At 32.9% G+C, this 24897-nt stretch carries 12 protein-coding genes; all 12 read left to right on the forward strand.

Annotated elements, in window-relative coordinates:
• Nucleotides 1-515: 515 nt before the first annotated feature.
• Nucleotides 516-3677, forward strand: a complete 3162-nt coding sequence (locus QLS71_RS00610; RefSeq protein WP_308992398.1) for a TonB-dependent receptor — start codon at nt 516-518, stop codon at nt 3675-3677.
• A 10-nt stretch (nt 3678-3687) separates the two neighbouring features.
• The gene (locus QLS71_RS00615) at nt 3688-5487 is read left to right on the forward strand and encodes a RagB/SusD family nutrient uptake outer membrane protein (protein WP_308992397.1); all 1800 of its coding nucleotides are present in this window, start codon (nt 3688-3690) and stop codon (nt 5485-5487) included.
• A gap of 266 nt (nt 5488-5753) precedes the next feature.
• Nucleotides 5754-7568, forward strand: coding sequence for a discoidin domain-containing protein (locus QLS71_RS00620; RefSeq protein ID WP_308992396.1), 1815 nt, complete (start codon nt 5754-5756; stop codon nt 7566-7568).
• Between the two features lie 632 nt (nt 7569-8200).
• Nucleotides 8201-11269: a SusC/RagA family TonB-linked outer membrane protein gene (locus QLS71_RS00625; protein WP_308992395.1), complete on the forward strand. Its 3069-nt coding sequence runs from the start codon at nt 8201-8203 to the stop codon at nt 11267-11269.
• A gap of 11 nt (nt 11270-11280) precedes the next feature.
• Nucleotides 11281-12900, forward strand: a complete 1620-nt coding sequence (locus QLS71_RS00630; protein WP_308992394.1) for a RagB/SusD family nutrient uptake outer membrane protein — start codon at nt 11281-11283, stop codon at nt 12898-12900.
• An 11-nt stretch (nt 12901-12911) separates the two neighbouring features.
• Entirely contained in the window at nt 12912-13715 is an 804-nt protein-coding gene (locus QLS71_RS00635) for a discoidin domain-containing protein (RefSeq protein WP_308992393.1), read from the forward strand.
• 136 nt (nt 13716-13851) lie between these two features.
• Entirely contained in the window at nt 13852-14523 is a 672-nt protein-coding gene (locus QLS71_RS00640; protein WP_308992392.1) for a basic secretory protein-like protein, read from the forward strand.
• Nucleotides 14524-14567: 44 nt separating this feature from the next.
• Nucleotides 14568-17036, forward strand: a complete 2469-nt coding sequence (locus QLS71_RS00645; protein WP_308992391.1) for a DUF4965 domain-containing protein — start codon at nt 14568-14570, stop codon at nt 17034-17036.
• An 18-nt stretch (nt 17037-17054) separates the two neighbouring features.
• Entirely contained in the window at nt 17055-19268 is a 2214-nt protein-coding gene (locus tag QLS71_RS00650; protein ID WP_308992390.1) for a GH92 family glycosyl hydrolase, read from the forward strand.
• A gap of 62 nt (nt 19269-19330) precedes the next feature.
• Nucleotides 19331-21421, forward strand: a complete 2091-nt coding sequence (locus QLS71_RS00655) for a glycoside hydrolase domain-containing protein (protein ID WP_308992389.1) — start codon at nt 19331-19333, stop codon at nt 21419-21421.
• Between the two features lie 5 nt (nt 21422-21426).
• Nucleotides 21427-22548 carry an alkaline phosphatase gene (locus tag QLS71_RS00660; protein WP_308992388.1) on the forward strand — a complete coding sequence of 374 codons (1122 nt, stop codon included), beginning with the start codon at nt 21427-21429 and terminating at the stop codon, nt 22546-22548.
• A 63-nt stretch (nt 22549-22611) separates the two neighbouring features.
• Nucleotides 22612-24876, forward strand: coding sequence for a GH92 family glycosyl hydrolase (locus QLS71_RS00665; RefSeq protein WP_308992387.1), 2265 nt, complete (start codon nt 22612-22614; stop codon nt 24874-24876).
• The last annotated feature ends 21 nt before the right edge of the window (nt 24877-24897 follow it).

The raw sequence follows: 24897 nt of genomic DNA on the forward strand, positions 1-24897 counted from the left end.
TTTACTTTCAGACCGGAAATCTCTGTATTTGAAACCATTGAAAAGGATGGAATTAACAAGGCTAAAACTCCTTTTAGCTATCTAAATGTATCCATATATTTACAAATACAATACTTTCACTAGACTAATTAAACTAAAAGGAATTATATACTCTTATAATGTTTATATAACTTAATTATTAATCATGGTTTATATGATTAGTCATAAAACCATTAATGACTCCCTCCCCTGCCATTTATTATTAAAATTATATATTAATACACTAACACATTTACAGCAATTGCTACAAACATATAATTCTTGAAGACATGTTAACCAAATAGTAAAAGAATGCTTAGCGATAAATAACATTGTAGAATTCACCATTAAGAGTTCCTATCTTATTGATACAATACGCAGAGGATGATCTAATTATATAATTAATAATTTGTTTGTTACAATAAAGTTAATATATTTACAATTCACTAAATCGATTTAGTGAATTGTAAAATATAACTAAACTATACTCTTAATTAATGAAAAAAACCAAACAAACAAAAGAAACACCATTGCTGACTATGGTGTCTTTGAAGCGCAAAAAAGAAAGACACAAAATTGCTATTATGTTAGGAATTATAATTTTTTGTCTTATTCAAACTAATGCTTTTGCTTTTTATCAGCAAAATGATCAAATTGTTATTACTGGAATTGTTACTGACTCTAAAGGAATTCCATTACCTGGAGTTAATGTTTCTGAAAAGAATACAAACAATGGTGCCATTACCGATTTTGATGGTAATTTTACTATTAAAGTATCTTCTCAAAATTCAGTATTAGTTTTTTCTTATGTTAGTTTAAAAACATTAGAAATAACTGTTGGACAAAATACGAAACTTAATATTCAACTTGAAAACGATCCTCAATCATTAGATGAGGTGGTTTTAGTGGGTTATGGTAGCCAAAAAAGAATAAGTGTCGTAGGAGCACAATCTACTATTAAACCTCAAGAACTTAAACAACCTGTAGCTAATATTAGCACTATGCTTGCAGGTAGAGTTGCCGGATTAACAGGTGTGCAACGTGATGGTTTACCTGGGTATGATGGTGCCGACATTTGGATACGTGGTATTTCTTCTTTTGGAAACGCAAAGCCCTTGGTATTAGTCGATGGGGTGGAGAGGTCCTTAGATAATTTAAATCCAAATGATATTTCATCTTTCACAATACTAAAAGACGCATCAGCAACTGCTGTTTATGGTATTCGTGGTGCAAATGGAGTTATTCTTATAGAAACAAAAAAAGGCACATTAGGCAAACCCAAAGTTACAGTAGACTATAATGAAGGTGTTACTTTTTTCACCAAAGTACCTGAACTAGCCAATGGAGAGACCTATATGAGGTTAGCTAATGAGGCTCTAACTACTCGTGGTCAAATACCTAGATACTCAGAAGAGTATATTCAAAATACCGTTAATAAAGTAGATCCATTTTTATATCCCGATGTGGATTGGATAGATGCTGTGTTTAATGACTTTGGTAGAAATCGTCAAGGTTTTGTTAACGTATCTGGTGGTTCTGAAGATGCAGTATATTATGTATCTGTTGGGTATTATGATGAAACGGGGTTGTTTGTTACAGATGGGTTTGAGGATTACGATTCTGACACTAGATTTAAACGTTATAATTTTACATCAAATTTAACGGTAGATATTACAAAAACCACTAAAGCTCATGTAGGTGTACAAGGTTATGTATCCGATGGCACTTATCCTGGTGCAGGAGTTGGATCCGTTTTTAGTGCTGCTATGGAAGCTCCTCCTGTGGTTTATCCAGTTCTATATCCTGGAGGCTTTGTTCCAGGGAGAAGCTCGAATGGAGGGCTAAGAAACCCTTATGCTGATGTGGCACGTAGAGGATATCAAAATCAAATAAAAAACAACTTAAACTCAAATTTACGTTTAACTCAACAATTAAATTTTTTAACAGAAGGTTTGTCATGGACTGGTATGTTTGCTTTTGATACTTATAATCAGCAATACATAACGAGAAATAAAAGAGAAACAACCTATTTTGTAGATGAAAATTTCCCATACACTGAAGATGGAGAATTGTTGCTGAATGAAACCTATCTAGGGCAAAATTATTTAGGATATGACAGAAGTAATGGAGGTAATAGAAAGTTCTATATAGAAACATCCTTTAGTTACAATCGTGATTTTGATAAACATTCGATTAGCGGTTTATTTTTATATAATCAGTCTGATTACGTTGATGCTTTTGCTGGAGATTTTATAGGCTCTATTCCCTTTAGAAATAGAGGTGTTGCAGGTCGAGCTACTTATGCTTATGACGATAAATACTTCTTTGAAGTTAATGCAGGTTACAACGGTTCTGAAAATTTTGCACCATCAAATCGTTATGGTTTCTTTCCCTCCCTAGCTTTTGGTTGGGTGGCTTCAAATGAGAAGTTTTTTGAGCCAATAAGCAATACTATTAGTTATTTAAAAATTAGATATTCTGATGGGCTTGTAGGTGATGAATCTGGAGCTGGTAGATTTGCTTATCTTGATAGAGTGGATCAAGCTGGAGGCTTTGGATATACTTTTGGTGAAAATGCCACGGGTCAAGATGGTATTCGTGAAACTTATTATGGTGTAGATGTTGCTTGGTCTGAATCAAGAAAGCAAGATTTAGGTATTGAGATGAATCTATTTGACAACAAACTTCAACTTATTTTTGATGTATTTAAAGAACATACAGAAGGAGCATTCCTCCGTAGAAGAGATTTGCCTAATTATTTAGGGCTTACCGGAGATCCTTATGGAAACCTAGGAATTGTGGAGAATAAAGGTTTTGATGGAAGTATTAACTTTAGTAATTCTTTTGGAGACTTTAATCTAGGATTTAGAGGTACCTTCTCGTATAACAGAAATAACATTCTTAAAAATGGAGATCCAAAACAACTTTACGATTGGCAAGACCGTATAGGGACTCCATTATTAGCAATATATGGCTTAGAAGCATTAGGATTGTATTCTCTTGACGACGATTCTAACGGTGATGGTTTCATTACTTCAGATGATGGTGATTTTCCAGAACAGTTTGGTCAAATAATGCCTGGAGATATTAGATATAGAGACCTTAATGAGGATGGTAAAATTGACTCTTATGACCAAAAAGAAATTGGGCAAGGAGATGTTCCTGCACTTACCTATGGGTTTGGGGTCACGGTAGAATGTAAAGGTTTGGATATTAGTTTATTTTTTCAGGGACAGAATGAAGCCGATAGAATAATAAACGGAGGAGGTATTAGACCATTTGATGGTGGTGGTGGTACTACAAACCTTTATGCCATAGCCGAGGACAGATGGACACCTGAAAATGATAATTCAAACGTTTTTTACCCAAGGTTGTCTTTTGGAGATACTGGTATAGGTCAAAATAACAATTCTCAAACGAGTACTTGGTGGTTGAGAGATATTGACTTTTTAAGGTTAAAAACTGCTGAAATAGGCTATTCATTCCCAGAAAAGTTTTCTAGCAAATTTGGAATAGAAAACACACGAATATACATGCGGGGAACAAACTTATTTACCTTAAGCAAATTTGATCTTTGGGATCCAGAATTAAATACTAGTAATGGAGCAACTTATCCTAATATTTCAGTAATATCTTTTGGTTTTAACGTATTATTTTAAAAAAAATATCATGAAAAAAATAGTATTAACAATTTTAGTATTAACAGCAGTATCATGCAACGATGATTTTTTTGATCAAGTACCAGACGATCGACTAACTTTTGAAGAAACATTCTCCAAAAAGAACACTGCAGAAATGTATTTAACATCTGTTTATAACCATATGCCTAGTAATTTCGATCAACGTTACTCGGCAAGTAATTCAGTTCCCGCAACTGGTGGTTCTGATGAAGGAGAGTATATATGGTCCTTTCATTTAGGTAATTACTTCAATATAGGTGACTGGAACCCAACAACACAGCATGTAAGTACTTTATGGTCTAACTTTTATAGAGCAATTCGGTCTGCATCAACTTTCATACAAAATATTGATCAATGTCAAGATTGTACTCCAACTGATATAGAAAAATATATAGCTGAAGCAAAAGTACTCAGAGGCTTCTATTATTATAATCTCATAAGACTATATGGTCCTGTTATAATTATGCCAGAAATACCCGTAGAAGCAGATGCCGATTTAACAACTTTAGGACTAAGAAGAAATACTTTAGAAGAATGTGTAAATTATATAATTAGTGATTTAGATCAAGGAATTGCAGTATTGCGTAAATATAACCAAGGAAGTGACGATGTAGGTAGAATGGATGACCCGTTTGCTATGGCAATTAAAGAAAAAACCTTATTATTCTACGCAAGTCCTCTATTTAATGGAAATTCTGATTATGCTTCTTTGGTAAATGATGAAGGAGTTTCTTTAATCCCTCAAACAACCGATGTGAATAAATGGAAATTGGCAGCTGATGTTGCTAAAGAATTTATTAACACCTATGTACCTAAAACCTTTTCTCTTTATAGAGAATACGACTCAAATGGCACATATAGTCCATATATGTCTTGTAGAAACGTAATGCTAAAAGATTTTAATTCAGAAATGATTTATTCAAGAATACGTGGTGGTAACTCTCATTTTTACGAATGTACACCCTATCATATTGGTTACCCTGCTGAGGTACGAGGAGGAGGAGGTTTGAGTCCTACCCAAGAAATGGTTGATGCCTATTTTATGGCTAATGGACGTTCAATAGATGATCCTGCATCTGGTTATCAGGAAACAGGGTTTACAGATTATCAAGCGCCTTTTGACTTTGAATCCAGATCCACATTTAATCAATGGGTAGGTAGAGAGCCAAGATTTTATGTAGGAATTACATATAATAATAGTTTATGGATTGATAGAACATATGGAAACGTTGTTACAACAATGTGGTTCGCTGGTAATTCAGGAAAACAGGTGGGAGCAAATGATTACCCTCCAACCGGTTATTTAATAAGAAAGTTTGTACCCGCTGAATATTGGAAAAATGCTGGAGGTAGAACAACAATTCCTTATTTAAGACTTGCAGAAATTTATTTAGATTATGCTGAAGCTTTAAATGAATACGACCCAGGAAATTTAGATATTTTAAAATATTTAAACATTATAAGGGAAAGAGCTGGTATAGCATTATATGGTGAAGATTTAATTGCTCCTGCAAACCAAACAGAAATGCGCGAAGCCATTAGAAAAGAAAGACGCGTTGAACTCGCTTACGAAAGCGTTAGGTATTTCGATGTAAGAAGGTGGAAAATTGCTGAAGATGTTTTAGCTGGACCTTTCCATAGCATGGATATTAATGCTACTAATGAAGCTGATTTTTACAAAAAAATAATTTTTGAGCAACGTGTATTTAACAAGAATCATTATTTATGGCCAATACCACAAGATGAACTTAACAGTAACACGGCTTTAAAACAAAATCCAGGTTGGTAATTTATTCATCCAGAGTCAATTTATATTGTGTTAGTTTATCAAGAAGCCTTCTTCATTGAAGCAGGGTTTTTATAAAAAAATAAAGATGATAATTTTAAAAATAATGATATTCCCTACTCTACTTATGTTAGTCTTAACTTCTTATGTTAAGATAAATAATAAAGTTTCAGTTGATTATATAGATAAAACTCCTGGTGAAAATAATTTAAAAAACACAAAATGATATTGCATCATTTTTAAAATAATAATATTAAAATAAAAAAATCATGAAGAAAATTTTAAATTCTACACTAGTACTGATGGTAACTTTGGTATTATTTTCATGTACAGAAGATGGCTTTAATTTAAAAGGCTATCCAGATTCAGTAATAAATGATGACCCACCTGGATCTCCTCCAAGAGGTCTTAAAGAAAATTGGAATGGGCATTCAGATGTTTTGAACCGTAAATATTTCGATACCTATTTAGCTGTCTATTATGGAAATGAAGTAAATCGGGAAATTGAATGGCCATATGCTTTTATAAGCGATTCATGGAAATCTGTCATAAACAATTATGGGGATTTTGGAGATGAAGGAAGTAGACTTTACGCAGTAATACATGAAGATTTAAGTTCTGAATCTTATATATCAACTTATTTTGATGAAGTATCAAATTTCCAAAGCCTTATAGATATATCTTTAGAAGGAGCTGAAATAGATACTAATAATAAAGATAGAATAGTATTTCTCATAGAAAATCTTGTAGAAAGTTCAGTAAAAGGGGTTAAAGGAGCCATAGGAAAAGAACTTTGGAAAGATCAGTTTGCCAAGATTTTTGCATACGATATTTATAAGGACATGGGGCTTGACGCTGACGCTCAACGCATTTACGATGCAGCTATAGCCGAAGAAGTATCCTATCCTTCAGCTAATATTTTTTGGTTTAGAGATTGGTTTTTACCATTGTATGAAAATTATAATGGCTCAGTAATTTTTAGTAACTTTTTTAAACTACTTTCAGAAAAATACCCCCTAACCGGAAACTCATATTCAAGAGACCTCAATTTAGGAGAAATGATTCACTTTTTTAGTGGTGCCACTGGTGAAGATTTACAACCACTAGCAGAAATAGCTTTTGGCTGGAATGATGTATATGAAGAGTTATTGTTTCAAGCTAAAGCAAAATTCCCAGATCTTAACTATCCTTTCGATCCTGTTACTGAAGTAATAGATGTAACCAACCAAGGAGTACTTTCAGTAAGTAGAGACAATAATGGAGGGCCAAGCCATAAAGAAGGTTCTCCAAAAGTTATTGATGCTAGTGTTGATTCAAAATTCTTAGTTGACAAATATCCTAATGAACCTATTTGGATTCAACTACAATATGCTGAACCTGTAGCTATTAGTCAATATTCAATCTCATCTGCAAATGATGCTCCAGACAGAGACCCTAGAAAATGGGAGTTAACTGGATCAAAGGATGGCATAAACTGGGTTAGTTTACATACTAAAGAAAACGAAGCCTTTAGTGGCAGGAAGCAAACTAAAACCTACTCATTTTCTAATGAAGAAGAATATAGCTTTTATAGACTACACATTCATGAAAATGGTGGTAGTAGCCTTATGCAAGTTTCAGAAATCAGATTTTTCTCAATTCAAGAAATTAGAGAGTTGGATTATACTGGAGATGCTACTTTAACGGTAAGTACAGAAAATATAAATGGTTCTGATGGAGCAGAAGGATCACTTAAAGCAGTAGATGGGGATGTAGAAACAAAATTTCTTGTTGATTTTTCAGGTTCTCTGTGGATGCAACAAGAATTAGCTGAAGCTAAAGTAATAACCCGGTATACAATCACTTCAGCTGATTCTGCAGTTGATAGAGATCTCAAAACTTGGGAGTTTCAAGCTTCTAATGACGGAAGCGCATGGGAAACATTAGATACACAAACAGACCAGAGCTTCCCAAACCGGCGTCAAACAATAACCTTCCCAATTTCTAACAACACAGAGTATCTGTATTACAGGATAAGTATTAGCGAGAATAATGGAGGTAGTTCTATACAATTAAGTGAGTGGAGATTAATAGGGCCCAGATAAAATCCCTTAGAAAAAACCATCGGTTATAATAATCGATGGTTTTTTTATTAATTAACTAAATCGTTTTGTTTATTTAAAAAAAATAAGACAATCATTAATTTCAAAATATTTTGTTTTGCTACTTAAAACTAAATTTTAATAGTAGTCATTAGAAAAAAGGAGATGCTCCTTTTAGTGATAATACTAAGCTAAAATCGTCTGGAAAAGTAACAATCTTCAGTACAGACGCATTTTTGATTTAAACAATACAATCTAAAAAAAAATTGGATTTTAAAACTTCGTTAAAACAGCAATGTCATTATTTATCAAATAATGACAACAAAATTGAATCTAAATTTATTTTACTTCGCTTTTATCAATAAAAAATATTCTTCCTTTTTTAGTGATTATTTAATACAGCTAACTACACTTATTTTTTGAGTTTTATTCAATTTGCTATTTAAGTATATTAAGACCTAAAATAAGGTAAACAATAAATTTAGCTTAGTGACAGAAGTGAAATTTTTATTTAACATAAAAATAATGTAATTAAATAATTAATAGTTTGTTAGTTGCAATAAAGTTAATATATTTACAATTAACTAAATCGATTTAGCTAATTGTAAATAATAACTAAACAAAACTATTAACTAATGAAAAAAACAGAACAAATAAAAGAAACACCATCACTAGCTATGATGTCTTTGAAGCGTAAAAAAAAAAGATATAAGATTTCGGCTATTTTAGGATTTTTAATTTTTTGTCTTACTCAAACTAATGCTTTTGCTTTTTATTTGCAAAGTAACCCTATTGTAATTACTGGAATTGTAACAGATTCTGAAGGGATTCCTTTGCCAGGAACTAATGTATCAGAAAAGAATACAAACAATGGCGCTATTACCGATTTTGATGGTAATTTCACTATAAAAGTATCATCTCAAAATTCAATATTAGTTTTTTCTTATGTTAGCTTGAAAACAGTAGAAATTACAGTTGGACTACAAACAAGAATTAATGTGGTACTTGAAGAAGATAACCAAAAACTTGACGAAATAGTACTTATCGGTTATGGTAGTCAGCAAAGAAAAGCAGTATCTACTGCTGTCACCAAAGTAAAATCTAATGACTTTAATCAAGGTGTCGTTTCATCTCCTTTAGATTTAATACAAGGTAAAGTCGCTGGCCTACAAATTACCCGTCCTAGTGGCAACAATCCTAACTCGAGTGTAGCTATACAACTAAGAGGTATTACTTCCTTAACTGGTTCTTCTTCTCCGTTAATAGTTATTGATGGTGTTCCAGGAGGAAACTTAGATCTCCTTCAGCAAAATGACATTGAATCCTTTGACGTTTTAAAAGATGGTGCAGCTGCTGCAATTTATGGTACACGTGGTACAAATGGAGTTATTTTAATTACGACTAAAAAAGGAAAGAAAGGACAAAGTAGCTTTAATTATTCTACATTCTTGTCAAAAGACTATGTAAATACTAAGCCTAACTTTTTATCAGCTGATGAATTTCGCCAAGCCATAACTGATGGTATTATCAGTGCTGATAATGATTTGGGTTCATCTACAGATATATTTGATGAATTAGTAAATGAATCTAATTTAACACAATATCACAACTTTGTAGCTTCCGGCGGAAGTGAAACAGGTACTTATAGAGCATCTATTTATTATAAAGACTCCCAGGGCATTGCTTTAGAGAATGGACGTGAAGAATTTGGTGTTAGAGGTAGCTTCAACCAATCGGGCTTAAATGATAAATTTGAATTTGCTTCTAGTGTTGGCGTAAATATCAACGATGCTAATCTTTTAGGCGGGGGTCAATTTGGTATTGTAACAGATTGGAATCCTACCGCTCCTATTTTTGCAGAACCAGGAGGAGATCTCAATAATGAAGGTCTGTATGGTTATTATCAACCTGTAAATGGTTATAATCCCTTTTCAGAATATAAGAATCGCATAAATCAAAGAAAACAACTTACCTTTTCTGGTGATATAAAATTAAGTTATGAATTTATACCTGGTTTTGTCGCATCTATATTTGGCTCGTACCAAAGAAATTCATGGGATGATAGACGTTATAGATCTACCCAAGATTATGCCCAATATAATTCCGGAAGTGAATATAAAGGCACAGGATATGCCTACAAGGGAAATCACTTAGATTTTACCAAAACGCTTGAACCTACAATAGTCTATAATAAAGATTTTGGTGATAGCTTCTTTGAATTTTTAGGAGGATATAGTTACCAATATGCCACTACTGAAAATTATTCTGTAGATAATAGTGGTTTTTATACAGATGGTTTTCAGGATTGGAACCTTGGAGCAGGTAATGCTATTACTGATGAATTACTTCCCGATCCAAATCTTTCTAGCTTTAAAGAAGATAATACGTTGATTGCTTATTTTTCAAGATTGAGCTATAATTATAAAGATCGTTATTTTTTACAGGCTTCTGTTAGACATGAGGGATCGTCCAGATTTGGAGCAAACAATAAGTGGGCAACTTTTCCTGCAATTTCTGGAGCATGGGTGATCTCAGATGAGATGTTTATGAAAAATGTTGACTTTGTAAAAAATTTAAAACTTAGAGCAGGTTATGGTGTGACTGGTAATCAAGGTATTCCCAATTATCAATCTATTGTAACACTGGGTACTGGAGGTAAATATCCAATTTTTGTTGGAAATGCAATTGACCCTACTTATTTTCAAACATATGGTCCTGTTAAAAACCCCAATCCCAATCTTAAATGGGAAACAAAAAAAGAATTTAACATAGGTTTAGATTTTGGAACGTTTTCGAACAGATTAACTGGTTCCATAGATATATACTCAAGAAAAACAGAAGATTTACTTTTAAACTATGATGTGCCACAACCTCCATTTGTTCAAAGTAGTATTTATACAAACGTAGGTGATATAAAAAACAAAGGGTTAGAATTAAGTCTTAGTTATCGTATTATTAACAAAGGAGATTTTTCATGGACTGCTGATTTTGTAGGAAGTTATCAAACCAATGAGTTGAGTAAATTATCTAATCAGATTTTTGCTGCTGAGGAATTATTTGGTGGAAACATTGGAAACCCAGGGAACTTAGGCAATGCTATTAGAAACACAGAAGGTGGTCCTATCGGAAATTTTTATGGCAAACGCTTTGCTGGATTTACAGCGGATGGCAAATGGTTATTTCATAAGGCAGATGGAACTATTGGAGGTGTGAGTGATATGGTAGATGAAGACAAAGAAATAATAGGCAATGGTTTACCTAAATACTACGCTTCTTTCACAAACACTTTTAAATATAAAAACTTGGATTTAACTATTTTCTTTAGAGGTAAATTCAAGTATGATATCTTAAATACTGTAGATATGTTTTATGGTAACCAAAATCTGAAGCCAGGCATACTCACTTCAGCATTAGGGCAATATAGCCAGATTAGCCAAGCACCTCAATATTCAGATTATTATTTGGAAAGTGGTGATTTCATCAAATTAGATAATATAACCTTAGGTTACAATTTTAATTTACCAGACAAAAGTCCAATTACTGGTCTGCGTATTTTTGGTAGTGCAAGGAACTTAGCAACTTTTACTGGATATACTGGTAGAGATCCTGAAGTTCAAGATACAGGTCTATATCCAGGGATAGATGATAGAGATTTTTATCCACGTACTACTACCATAACGGCAGGAATTAATATCAATTTTTAATATTTATTGACATGAAAAAAACAAACTTATATAAAATAAAAGGTCTTCTTTTACTCGTAATCACGTTTGGGTGCACAAATTTAGATGAAACGACGTATTCGGAATTATCAGCAAGCAATTTTTATAAAACCGAATTAGAACTCATACAAGCAAACTTAAGACCATTTACCCACATGCAAGCATGGCTAGCTTGGTCAGGACAAAGTGCCTACTATTATCATAGTGAACTTTCTGCCGACCAAACTGCTTGGCCTCAGAAAGGAAGGCATGCGTATGATAACGGAGACCATATCCGGCAACACTACCATACATGGACTGATCAAGAAAGCCGTTTAAACAACACTTGGAGATTAATGTGGACTGGTTTAGGCTATGTCAATACAGCTATAGAAAATATAGAAGCAGTAAATCCCCTAGCTATAGGAGTTGCCCCAGAACGACTGGCATCAATAGTAGCAGAAGCGAAGGTACTTAGAGCATATCACTACATGAAAATTATGGATTTGTGGGGTAATGTGCCAATTGTTACAACAGTAGGTATACCCAACGATCCTCCAACCGCTGATCGTAAAGAAGTATTTGCTTTTATTGAGCAAGAACTTCTTGATAATGTTGAAAAGTTACAACTATTATCTCCGAAGCTAATTGGAAGAATGTCAAGAGCTGTAGGATATTCAATGCTTTCAGAACTTTATCTCAATGCTGAAATATGGTCTGGAACACCCCGCTGGGAAGACTGCATTACTTATTCCGATAAAATTATTAATGGAGAGGGAGGTGCGTTAACAGGAAACATAGTCCTTGATCAAGATCCTTTAGGCCCATTTAATAATACAAACCATAAATCTCCAGAGAATATATTTCAATTTCCGTTTAGCCGTAAAAATGATTTTGGGTATGATTGGAGGTCTTTCTATATGGGCTTCTCAAACATGACTGCTGCATTAGATGTTAACTTTTCTGGCAATAACGCTTTTGTAGTGATACCAACGGCATTTAATGCATATAAAGAAAATGACATTCGTAAACAAGAATGGTTTCTATTTGGACCTCAGTTTAAAATAGATACTAATGAGCCAATCTTAGGTTCAGAAGAGTATCGTGGACAACCTTTTGTTTATGTTAATAATATAAGAAGAAATACAGAAGGTCAAACTGGTGAAGGCTCTATGACAGATGGCGAAGAAAATAGTGGTGCAAGATTTTATAAATACAGAGCCGGTAGACAAGATGACGAGAACTACTTGGAAGGGGATTATGTGATATATAGATTAACTGAAATCTATTTCAACAAAGCTGAAGCTATTATACGTTCAAACGAAGGTGTTGCTACACAGGAAGCTGTTGATCTAATCAACGAAAGTAAAATACGTTATTTTACACCCGCTGATTGGGTAAGTGAAATGTATACCACAACTACTTTAACTACCGATGAATTGCTTGCAGAGCGAGGTAGAGAGTTTATATTCGAAGGAAAGAGACGTACCGATTTAATTCGCTTCGGCAAATTCACTACAGCTTCATGGTGGGATCATGAACCTACAGGTGATTTAACACGGACGCTATACCCAATACCATTGAAACAATTACAAGCTAACCCAAATCTAGATCAAAACCCTGGATACAACTAATAATTAAAATAATGAAAACATATTTTTTAAAATTGAACAACATCGTCTATTTAGCTTTTCTGATTTCTCTGTTTTCCTGTGATGGAAGACGTGATTTTCCAGACTTGGTAGAGAGTGATGTTAATCTTGATAATTATGATATTATTCTATTAATATCAGGAGACAGTCAAAATGTTACTGCCTCTTTTGAACCAAATATTGTACCTAATAGAGATTACGTATGGGCTGTTGATGATCCTAATGTTGCTGATTTGGTAGTAAACGAAGATAAATCCGTATCTCTTACTGCTACAGGGTCAGGAAGCACTACGCTACGTATTACTGCTGCTGATGACGATTCTATAACCGCATCGGTGCCTTTAAAAGTAATATCTGGAGCTCCAGTCGATATTACAGATCAAAGCACTATTACTGTGAACAGGGAATATAATGGTGGGGCTAATGGATCGGAAGGATCATTAAAGTTAATCGATAACAATTTAGATACAAAATACTTATCTGGATATGTGGCGCCATTTTGGATAAACCTAGAGTTTGATACTCCGGTAATTGCTGGATATTATTCGTTTACATCAGGAAATGATGCCCCAAGCAGAGATCCACGTGATTGGGAAATTCAAGGCTCATTGGATGGAACAACTTGGGATACTTTAGACACAAGAACTGAATACAGTTTTCCTGACAGGAAATTGACACGAGAGTTCTACTTTGAAAACAGCACTGCTTATAAGTATTATAGATTTGATGTTTTGAAAAATAATGGTAACAGTTTGTTTCAAATGCAAGAATGGCGTTTATTTTCTTTACCCAATTAATTTAATAGTTTATTCATAACATGGAAACACTCCAATCATTTCAAAAATATATAAGTGTTTCATATTAAATTACAATCATAAAGAACAAGTTATTATTAATAAGCTTAATAGTTTTACATGTTTAAAAAAAATACAGATGATAATTTTAAAAAAAATAATATTTCCCACAATACTTTTATTAGTATTAACCTCTTTTGTTAAAATAAATAATAAAGTTTCAGTTGATTATATTGATAAAAATAAAGCCCTTGATGAAAATACCGAAAAAGCATTTAAGGAAATTATTTATAAAACATATCCAAAACTGATGAGAAAATATAATCCACATGCAATCACGGACTTAAAAGTAATTATTAAATCTAATAATGAAAATAATGGAGCATTCGTAGCATACGCAAGCGGGAATACTGTTACTGTAAGCACAGACTGGATGCTTAAAAATCCTCATGATTTTGACCTTATGACACATGAAATCATGCATCTCATTCAAGCTTATCCTAATGGAGCTGGTCCGGGATGGCTTACTGAGGGAATTGCAGACTATGTACGCGATAAATATGGGTTAAACAATGAAAAAGCGGGGTGGAAACTAACTAATTATAATTCAAATCAACATTACACTAATAGTTATCGAATTACAGCTCGTTTTCTAAAATGGATTGAAAATCAATATAATAAAAATCTTGTAAAAAAGCTTGATAATTCATTAAGAAAAAATCAATATTCAACAATTCTATGGGGACAATTAACAGGTAAAAATCTAGATGAACTATGGAGTGTATATTCAGCAAATCCAATAATAAATTAAAAAAACAACCGTAAAACTAAATAGAAATATTTTACAAAATGATTTTGAAAAAACAATTTACTTTTTTATGGTTTATAAGTTTTCTTTTTGCGACTTCAGTCAATAATGCACAAGAAGGCTTAAGGGCTCCTGCATACCCTTTAGTTACCCACAATCCAAACTTTAGTATTTGGTCTATGGACTCTGAGCTCAATGGCTCAGCAACTCAACATTGGACAGAGCAAGATCATTCTTTACTTGGTATTTTAAAAGTTGACAATGAATATTATCGTTTTTTAGGTGCAGAAACCAAAGTTTATGAATCTATTTTAGCTGCTTCTGATGAAAGTGATTACCAAGTAGATTACACTGAAAAAAAACCGAATTCTGGTTGGGAAAAAACAAATTTTAATAGTAGTCATTGGAAAAAAGGAGAAGCTCCATTTTGTGATGTTATTAAGGAAGCTAAAACCATCTGGAAAAGTAACAATCTTTGGTATAGACGCTCTTTTAATTTAAACAATACGAATCTAAAAAAAACGTATTTAAAACTTCGTCATGATGATAATGTTATTGTTTATTTAAACGGCAACAAGATTTATGAAACTGAAGGATGGCAACATAGCTATAAATACATTCCCATAGACCAAAATATTATTAAACAATTAAAGTCAAAAGATAATGTACTTGCTATTCATGTAAAAAATACAGCAGGAGGTCAGTGGTTAGACGCTGGTTTAGTTATTGAAGCTCCAACTATGCAAAATGTATCTTTAAAAAAGGCAAAACAAATCGATGTCATTCTAAATGCAACTCAAACCATATACACATTTGATTGTGATAATGTTGAACTTACTGCTACATTCACTTCTCCATTATTGTTAGATGACTTAGATTTAATGAGTCGTCCAATATCTTATTTATCTGTAAAAGTAAAATCAAAAGATAAAAAAGAGCACCAAGCAAAATTATATATTGGAGCATCTAGCAACATTGCAGTATATACACCTCAACAAGAAATTGTAGTTACTAAATATACACAAAACAATCTTAATATTCTTAAAGCTGGTACTGTAGAACAACCCAGATTACAAAAAAAAAGTGATGATATGCGTGTAGATTGGGGGCATGCTTATTTAGCTTCTTCAACTACAAATAGTCAACACTACATAAGCACCTCTAACACATCACTCCTACCTTTTGTATCTCATGTCAAAATTGACTCAAAAACAGAAATTACCGGTAAAAATTTAGTATTAAATACTATTACCAACTTCGGATCTGTAGGAACAGAAGAAACAGGCACTATCGTAATGCTTGGTTATGATGAAGTATACAGCATCAACTATTTTGGATCCCATTTAAAACCTTGGTTTAAAAAAGATGGTATATCTATGGATAGCAGTTTAGCAATAGCTTCAAACAACTATAAAAGCATCATAAAACGTGTGGAAACATTTGACAAAAAAATATATGAAGATTGTTTAAATGCTGGTGGTAAAAAATATGCAGATTTATGCATTTTAGCTTATAGACAAGCCATTGCTGCACATACATTAGTAGAAAGTCCAGAAGGTGAAATTCTTTTTCTTTCAAAAGAAAATAATAGTGGAGGTTTTATAAATACAGTAGACGTCACCTACCCTTCTGCCCCATTGTTTTTAATTTACAATCCCGATTTATTAAAAGGGATGTTAAACGGCATCTTCTATTATAGTGAAAAAAGCGGAAAATGGAACAAACCTTATCCTACACATGATTTAGGTGTTTATCCAATTGCTACTGGACATATCTATGGAGAAGATATGCCTGTTGAAGAAGCGGGAAATATGATCATATTAACTGCTGCTATTGCACAACAAGAAGAAAATGCCGACTATGCAAAAAAACATTGGGAAACATTAACCACATGGGCAAACTATTTAACCGAAGAGGGTTTTGATCCAGGCAATCAATTGTGTACTGATGATTTTGCTGGCCATTTAGCCCGAAATGCAAATCTTTCTATAAAAGCTATTATAGGAATTGCTTCTTATGGCAAACTTGCTGGCATGTTAGGTGATAAAGAAACAGAAAAAAAATACATGTCAACAGCAAAAAAATTAGCGAAAGATTGGATGAAAATTGATGCAGATGGTAGTCATTATAGCTTAGCATTTGAAGCTAAAGGAACATGGAGTCAGAAGTACAATCTAGTTTGGGATGAGATATTAGATTTGAATATTTTTTCAAAATCTATCATGAAAAAAGAAATCAAATATTACCTAACCAAACAAAACAAATATGGTTTACCTCTAGATAGTAGAAAAACGTATACAAAATCTGATTGGGTAATTTGGACAGCAACTTTAGCTGAAAACGAAGCCGATTTTGAAGCCTTAGTTGCCCCCATATGGAAATATGCTAATGAAACTTTAGACCGGGTACCAATAAGTGATTGGCACGAAACCACAAATGCTAAAAAAGTAGGATTTAAAGCTCGCTCTGTTGTTGGAGGTTATTTTATAAAACTTTTAAAGGTTAAAGAGAAATAATAATTTAAAAGAAACTTAATGAAAATCCTTTTGAAATCCTTTATTTTATTTCTTGTGTCTACTACATTTTTTTGTTGTAAACCAATTGAAAAACATAACTTAACTAAATACGTTAATCCTTTTATTGGAACTGGTGGTCACGGACATACATTTCCAGGAGTTAGTGCTTCTTTTGGAATGATACAGCTAAGCCCAAACAATGGACAAGGCGGTTGGGATTGGTGTTCAGGTTACCATTATTCAGATTCAATTGTAATAGGCTTTAGTCATTTAAACTTGAGTGGTACTGGTGGAAGCGATTTGAAAGATATTCTATTTATGCCTATAAATAAAAAAGTTGACTTAACCACTTCGTTCTCAGCTCGAGATGCTCCTTACAGATCCCAATACTCACACCAGAATGAATCTGCAACTTCAGGATATTATAGTGTTTTTTTGAAAGACCATAATATTAATGTGGAGTTAACCGCAAATTTAAGAACTGCTTTTCACAAATACACGTATAAAAAAAACGATCTTCAGTCTGTAGTAATAGATTTAGAAACAACTACTGCTTCTCATATTAGAATCGAAAATAAATTTACTGTATCAGGATATAGATATAGCGAAGGATGGGCAAAAAATCAAAAAGTGTTTTTTGTTGCAAAATTTTCAAAACCTATAAGTAGAAAACAATTAATTGCAAATGGGAAAATAATTGATTCAGACTATGTAGAAGGTACTAAAACAGCCACTCAGTTATTTTTTGAAGAAGAAAATGGATCAACCTTAGAAGCCAGAGTCGCTTATTCCTCAGTAAGTATAGAAAATGCAAAAGAAAATTTAGATTATGATAAGAATTTTGATGAAGCTAAAAAAAAAGCTATTAAAAACTGGGATAAAGAACTTAATGATATAGTTGTTGAAACAAAAGTAGATTCACTTAAAACAATATTCTATACATCACTTTATCATGCTAAACTTGCACCCACAACTTTTAGCGATGTAAATGGAGAATTTCGTTTAGAAAATGATAAGATAGCAACTAACAATAATTACACAACATATAGTACACTTTCACTTTGGGATACATTTAGGGCAGAACATCCCTTACTTACATTAATAAATCCTGAAAAAGTGGGTGATATGATCAGTTCTATGCTAGCTTATTTTGATGAACGGAATAAACTTCCGGTTTGGAATCTTTATGCCAATGAAACTAATACGATGACGGGTTACCATTCCATACCAGTAATCGTTGAAGCTTATATGAAAGGCATACGCAATTTTGATACTGAAAAGGCATTTCAGGCCATTAAAACAACAATGATGCAAAATGAAAGAGGTTTAGATCATTATAAAAAATATGGTTATGTTCCTTTTGATTTATTAGATGAATCTGTAACTATTACCTTAGAATATGCTTATGACGACTGGTGTGCGGCTCAAATGGCGAAAGCTTTAGGTTACAAAGAAGATTACAATTATTTTTTAAATAGAGCTAATAATGCTTATAAATATGTTTTTGATCCTGAAACAAAATTCATGAGAGGAAAATCTTCAGATGGAGTTAGTTGGAATGAACCTTTTGATCCTTATCGTTCAAAACATCGTAGAGATACCGACTATACCGAAGGCAATGCATGGCAACATAGTTGGTTTGTGCTTCATGATACCGAAAACTTTATTAAGATGCATGGTGGCTCTGATAAATTTACCGATATGCTTGGTCAACTATTTGTGCAACCAACAGAAATCACTGGTGAACATACTTCTCCAGATATTTCGGGTATGGTAGGCCAATATGCTCATGGTAATGAACCTAGTCATCATATTGCATACCTTTTTAATAAAGCGGGGAAACCTTGGCTTACACAATATTGGGTGAAAAAAATTCTCGATACCCAATACAACACAACACCTAATGGATTAAGTGGTAATGAAGATTGTGGGCAAATGTCTGCTTGGTATGTTTTTAGTTCAATGGGTATCTATCCTTTTAATCCTGCAAGTGCAACGTATGAAATAGGAACACCACTTTTTGATAAATCAACTATTAATTTAGAGAATGGTAAACAATTTATTATAGAAGCCAAAAATGTATCTGATAAAAATTTCTATATACAGGCTATTAAACTTAACGGAGAAAACTACAACAAAACCTTTATTACTCACGATCAAATAATTGTAGGTGGTGTTTTAACGTTTGTGATGGGGAGTCAACCAAATAAAAATTGGGGTCTAAAAAACTAAAGACATCTAATTACAAAATTTTTAATAATGTCAATATTATATATTACAATTTAATGAATAGAATGAAGAAACAAATTTTTATTTTAAGTACGTTAAGCTTTTTCTTAATTTGCTGTAGTACAACTTCTCAAATCAATACAAACGCTGTATCTCCTCCAGCCAAAAAAGTTAATGTCTTTTTAGGTAGCTCTGGAGATCATGGGCAAATGTCTCCATCTGCATCATCTCCATTTAATATGCTAAGTATTGGTCCGCAAACTTATTCGCATAATCATACTGGTTATGAATATTACGCTGAAAGATATGAAGGTTTTACGCATACGCATTTAGAAGGTGTAGGCTGTACAGGAAGTGGAGGAAATATTCTAATAAAACCTGTATTAAACAAAGATATTGATACCAAGTTACTCAAAAAAGAGCAGCAAGCAAGCCCTGGTTATTACGAGGTTTCTTTTGAAAATGGGGTACATGCTGCTATGAGTGTAAACCATAATTTTGGATTAGAAAGTTATACTTTCCCAAAGGATACCTATGAAAAAGGTTTATACATAGACCTTTCTTTTGCTCTAGCTAACAGATTTATTTCTGAAGAACATACTATTAACAACAATGTAATCTCTGGTTGGATAGATACACACACCACTTGTCATAGAGGTGTATATAGGATTTACTATGCATTAGCAGTTTCTAATCTAAACAAATTTGAAAAATTAAGTGACCACAAATATTATGCTGGCTTAAATCCGAATACAGATAATACAACAGTACAAATTAGTTTTTCTTCGGTAAATGTTGAATATGCTAAAAATAAATTAAGTGATATAAACTTAGAAACGGTAAAAAAAGCTTCAAATCAAGAATGGAATTCACTACTATCATACGTAAAAGTACAAGGTGAAGACGATCGTGAAAATTTATTTTACTCACTTTTATATAGAGGTTTACAATCTCCTTACAAAATAAGTGAAAAGGATGGTACTTACAGCGCCATCAATGGAACCACTCAAAAAGCTGATTTTGAGGTTTACAATGGATGGGCTATTTGGGACAATTATAGAGAACAATTACCTATGTTGTCTTTATTATACCCAGATAAATATGCAGACATTTCAAAATCTATTGCTAACCTCTATAAATATGGAAAAAAAGATTGGTCTACAAGACATGAACCTTCACCTACGGTACGTACTGAACATGCACTTGTTGTTTTATTGGATGCATATGAAAAAAAGTATCCGTTAGATTTTCTTCCTATTAAAGATTCTATCATTGCGGAAGTAAACAAATTGAATTTTGGTGCGCCAGACAAAGCATTAGAATCTTCATATGATTTTTGGGCTGCATCAAAAATAATGGAAATTTTAAAAGATGACAAACTAGCAAAAGCATACCATAATAAATCTCTAGATTATAAAAAATACTGGAAAAAAGATTTTGCAGATTTAACTAAAAATGATGTTGACAAAATGCAAGCTAGAGGTTTATATCAAGGAACTATTTGGCAATATCGCTGGTTTGTTCCTTATGATATTGATGGACTTAAAAATTTAGCTGGTGATGAAAAACAATTCATAAAAGAACTGGATCAGTTTTTTGAGGAAAATAATTACAATCACGCCAATCAACCAGATTTACAAGTTCCAGGACTCTATAATGCTACTAAACAACCATGGAAATCTCAAAAATTATTTAGAAACATATTGTTAGATACTGTTGTTCAAAATTATTTTAATGATAATAGTAAAGGGACAGATCCTTATATAGGAAAAATATACAAAAATCAACCCAGAGCATATCTAAGAACCATGGATGATGATGCTGGAACCATGTCGTCATGGTTTGTAATGCGAAGTATCGGTTTATCACCTGTAAATATTGGCACCCCTGTTTATTATCTAACTGCACCAATCTTCAAAAAAGTGAGTATCAGTTATCCTAATGGCAAAAAATTTGAAATTGAAGTGAAAAACTACCATAAAGACCATTTTTATATAAAATCCGCCACTTTAAACGGAAAACCATTAAATCAAAATTGGTTACACCATAAAGACATCATAAAGGGTGGTAAATTAATTATTGAAACCTCTGAAACTCCTAATACTAAATGGGGTATTGAAAACACATTTGTTACAAAAATAAAATCATCAAATTAAAAATTATGAACTTAAAAAAAATTGTTATTCCTTTTATCGTACTAGGTTTGACTTCATGCAAATCTACAACCTCAGTTAACAAAGAAATTAATAATACTCCTAAAAACGTTATCCTATTAATTAGTGATGGTACAGGATTATCGCAAATTTCCTCTGCTTATTATTACAAAGATTCTACTCCAAATTATAGCCGATTTGAAAACATAGGACTCATCAAAACATCTTCTTCGCAACAAGATATAACTGATTCTGCTGCAGGCGCGACTGCTTTTTCTTGTGGAGTCAAAACATATAATGGAGCCATAGGCGTTGCAAATGATTCAACAAACGTAGAAAATATAATAGAGTTAGTTTCATCCAAAAATATAAAAACAGGAGTAATTGCTACTTTAGCCATAACTCATGCAACACCTGCTAGTTTCTATGGTCATACTTTAAGCAGGGATTCTCAAGAAAAAATCGCATTGCAATTAACACAATCAAGAGTCGACTTTTTTGCAGGAGGTGGTTTAAAATATTTTAATGATCGTAAGGATGGACAAAATTTACTTAAAACTTTCGAAGAAAATGAATTTGATGTTAATACCAATGCTTTAAGTGATTTTAGCACAATTGAATCAAGTAAAAAAGTTGGTTTCCTATTATCAAAAGAAGGAATGCCCACTATGGAAGAAGGCCGAGGAGATTTCTTATCTAATGCCACTGAACTTGGTATTCAATTTTTAAACAAAGATAATTCAAGTTTTTTTTTAATGAGTGAAGGGTCCCAAATAGATTGGGGTGGTCACGCTAATAATGCTTCATGGTTAATATCAGAACTTATTGACTTTGATAATCTAATTGGGAAAGTATTGGATTTTGCTGAAAAAGATGGTAATACTTTGGTAGTTGTAACTTCTGACCATGAAACAGGTGGTTTTACTTTAGCCGCAAAAAAGAAAAAAAGAGAAGATGGCAGTGAATATCGAGATTACAGTGAAATTGACCCTACTTTTTCAACAGGGGGGCATTCGGCTACCTTAATCCCTGTATTTGCTTATGGTCCAGGTTCTGAAGAATTTAAAGGAGTTTATGAAAATAATGCTATTTTTCATAAAATACTTAAAGTTACCAACTGGGGAAATTAAAACTAATGGTACATAATATTCAATATTCACAATAACTATCACTTTTTACAAAGATCAAGTCTAATGAGTAACACTAAAAATTTGTTTAAAACTGCTTTAAGCATTGTTTTATTTATAATATGCACAAATACATGGTCACAAAAACTTAAACCGGTAGACTATGTAAATACACATATGGGAAATATAAGCCATCTTTTAGTGCCTACTTTTCCTACCATACATTTACCAAATAGTATGTTAAGGGTGTATCCTGAACGTGGTGATTATACAGGAGATTTATTACATGGCTTACCACTTATTGTTACGAGCCACCGTGGAAGTTCTGCTTTTAATTTAAGCCCATTTCAAGGTACCGAAAATGACATAAAATCGGTTTTAAATTATAGTTACGATTTGGAAAAATCGACTCCATACTCCTATTTTGTCTACTTAGATGATTTACAAATTTCAGTGAATTATGGCATATCACATCAAGCAGCTCGTTACGAAATAGAATTTGAAAACAATAAAGAATCGTACCTTATCTTAAATTCTCGCAATGGTGAAATACAATGGAACGGAAAAGCTATTTCTGGTTACCAAAATTTAGATAACAATACCAAGGTCTACCTTTATTTAGAACCTGAGCAAAAACCAGAATCTGTCTCCACATTCAGTAATGATGGTTTAATTAAGAGTAACATTTCACAAGGCAAGAATGCTTCATTAATTTTAAAATATGCCAAAGGGAAGCGAACTACTTCTATTAATTACGGTGTTTCTTTTATTGATGAAAAACAAGCACAGCAAAACATGAAACGTGAAGTACTAAAGAAAACGGTTGCTGATTTACAAAAAGAAGGAATGGAAATATGGAATAAAGCTCTCGGGAAAATCTCTGTTGAAGGAGGTAGTCATGATGATAAAACAGTGTTTTACTCATCCTTGTATCGTAGTTATGAAAGGCCTGTTTGTATCTCAGAAGAAGGCAGATATTTTAGTGCTTTTGATGAAAAAGTTCATGATGATATAGGTCGTGATTTTTATACTGATGATTGGATTTGGGATTCGTACCGAGCACATCACCCATTACGTATTTTAACAGATCCAAGCAAGGAAGAAGATATCTTGCATTCTTTTTTATTAATGGCTGAACAAATGGACAATCATTGGATGCCCACTTTTCCAGAAATTACAGGAGATAGTCGCCGAATGAATTCCAACCATGCCGTAGCATCTTTTATCGATGCCTATAGAAAAGGACTAAAAAAATTCGATTTAAACAATGCCTTTCTAGCTTCAAAAAATGCAATCACTCAAAAAACGTTAGCACCTTGGTCTGGAAAACCCGCAGGAGAATTGGATTTATTTTATAAAAATCACGGTTACATTCCTGCATTAAAAGATGGAGAAAAAGAAACAATTCCTGAGGTATCTTCTTTTGAAAAACGTCAACCTGTAGCTGTAACCTTGGGTACATCTTATGATGAGTGGTGTTTATCTGAAATAGCCGAGGAGTTAGGAAAGAAAGAAGAACGTGATTATTTCAGACAGAAATCATTCAATTACCGAAATCTATTCAATTCTAAAACTCAGTTTTTTCACCCTAAAGATAACGAAGGTCATTTTATAGAACCCTTTGATTATCGTTTTTCTGGAGGTATCGGTGCACGTGATTCTTATGGTGAAAATAATGGATGGACTTACCGCTGGGATGTGCAACACAATATTGCAGACTTAATAGTACTTATGGGTGGAAGAGAAAATTTTATTCAGAATCTCAATGATCTATTTTCAACGCCTATGGGTCGAGGTAAACGTGAGTTTTACACGCAGCTTCCAGATCAAACAGGTAATGTTGGTCAATTTTCTATGGCAAACGAACCTTCCTTGCATATTCCGTACCTGTACAATTATGCAGGACAGCCATGGAAAACTCAAAAACGAATTAGAAAACTGTTAAAAGATTGGTTTAGAAATGATTTAATGGGTGTGCCTGGTGATGAAGATGGAGGAGGCATGTCGTCTTTTGTGGTATTCTCTCAATTAGGTTTTTACCCTGTAACTCCAGGTTTACCAATATATAATATAGGAAGTCCTGTTTTCGAAAAATCTGTAGTTCATTTAGAAAATGGAAAGAAATTCACCATTATCGCAAAAAACACTTCTGAAGAAAATAAATATATCCAATCGGCAAAACTAAATAACAAAACATGGAACAAGCCATGGTTTACCCATGATGACATAATTAACGGAGGTACTTTGGAACTTGAAATGGGTGATAAAGCAAATAAAAAATGGGGGAGTTTATCTAAAGATACCCCGCCTTCTTTTACACTTAAAAAATAAACTTAAAACGATAAAAAACAA

The organism is Mariniflexile litorale (genome assembly GCF_031128465.2).
Taxonomy (GTDB): Bacteria; Bacteroidota; Bacteroidia; order Flavobacteriales; family Flavobacteriaceae; genus Mariniflexile; species Mariniflexile litorale.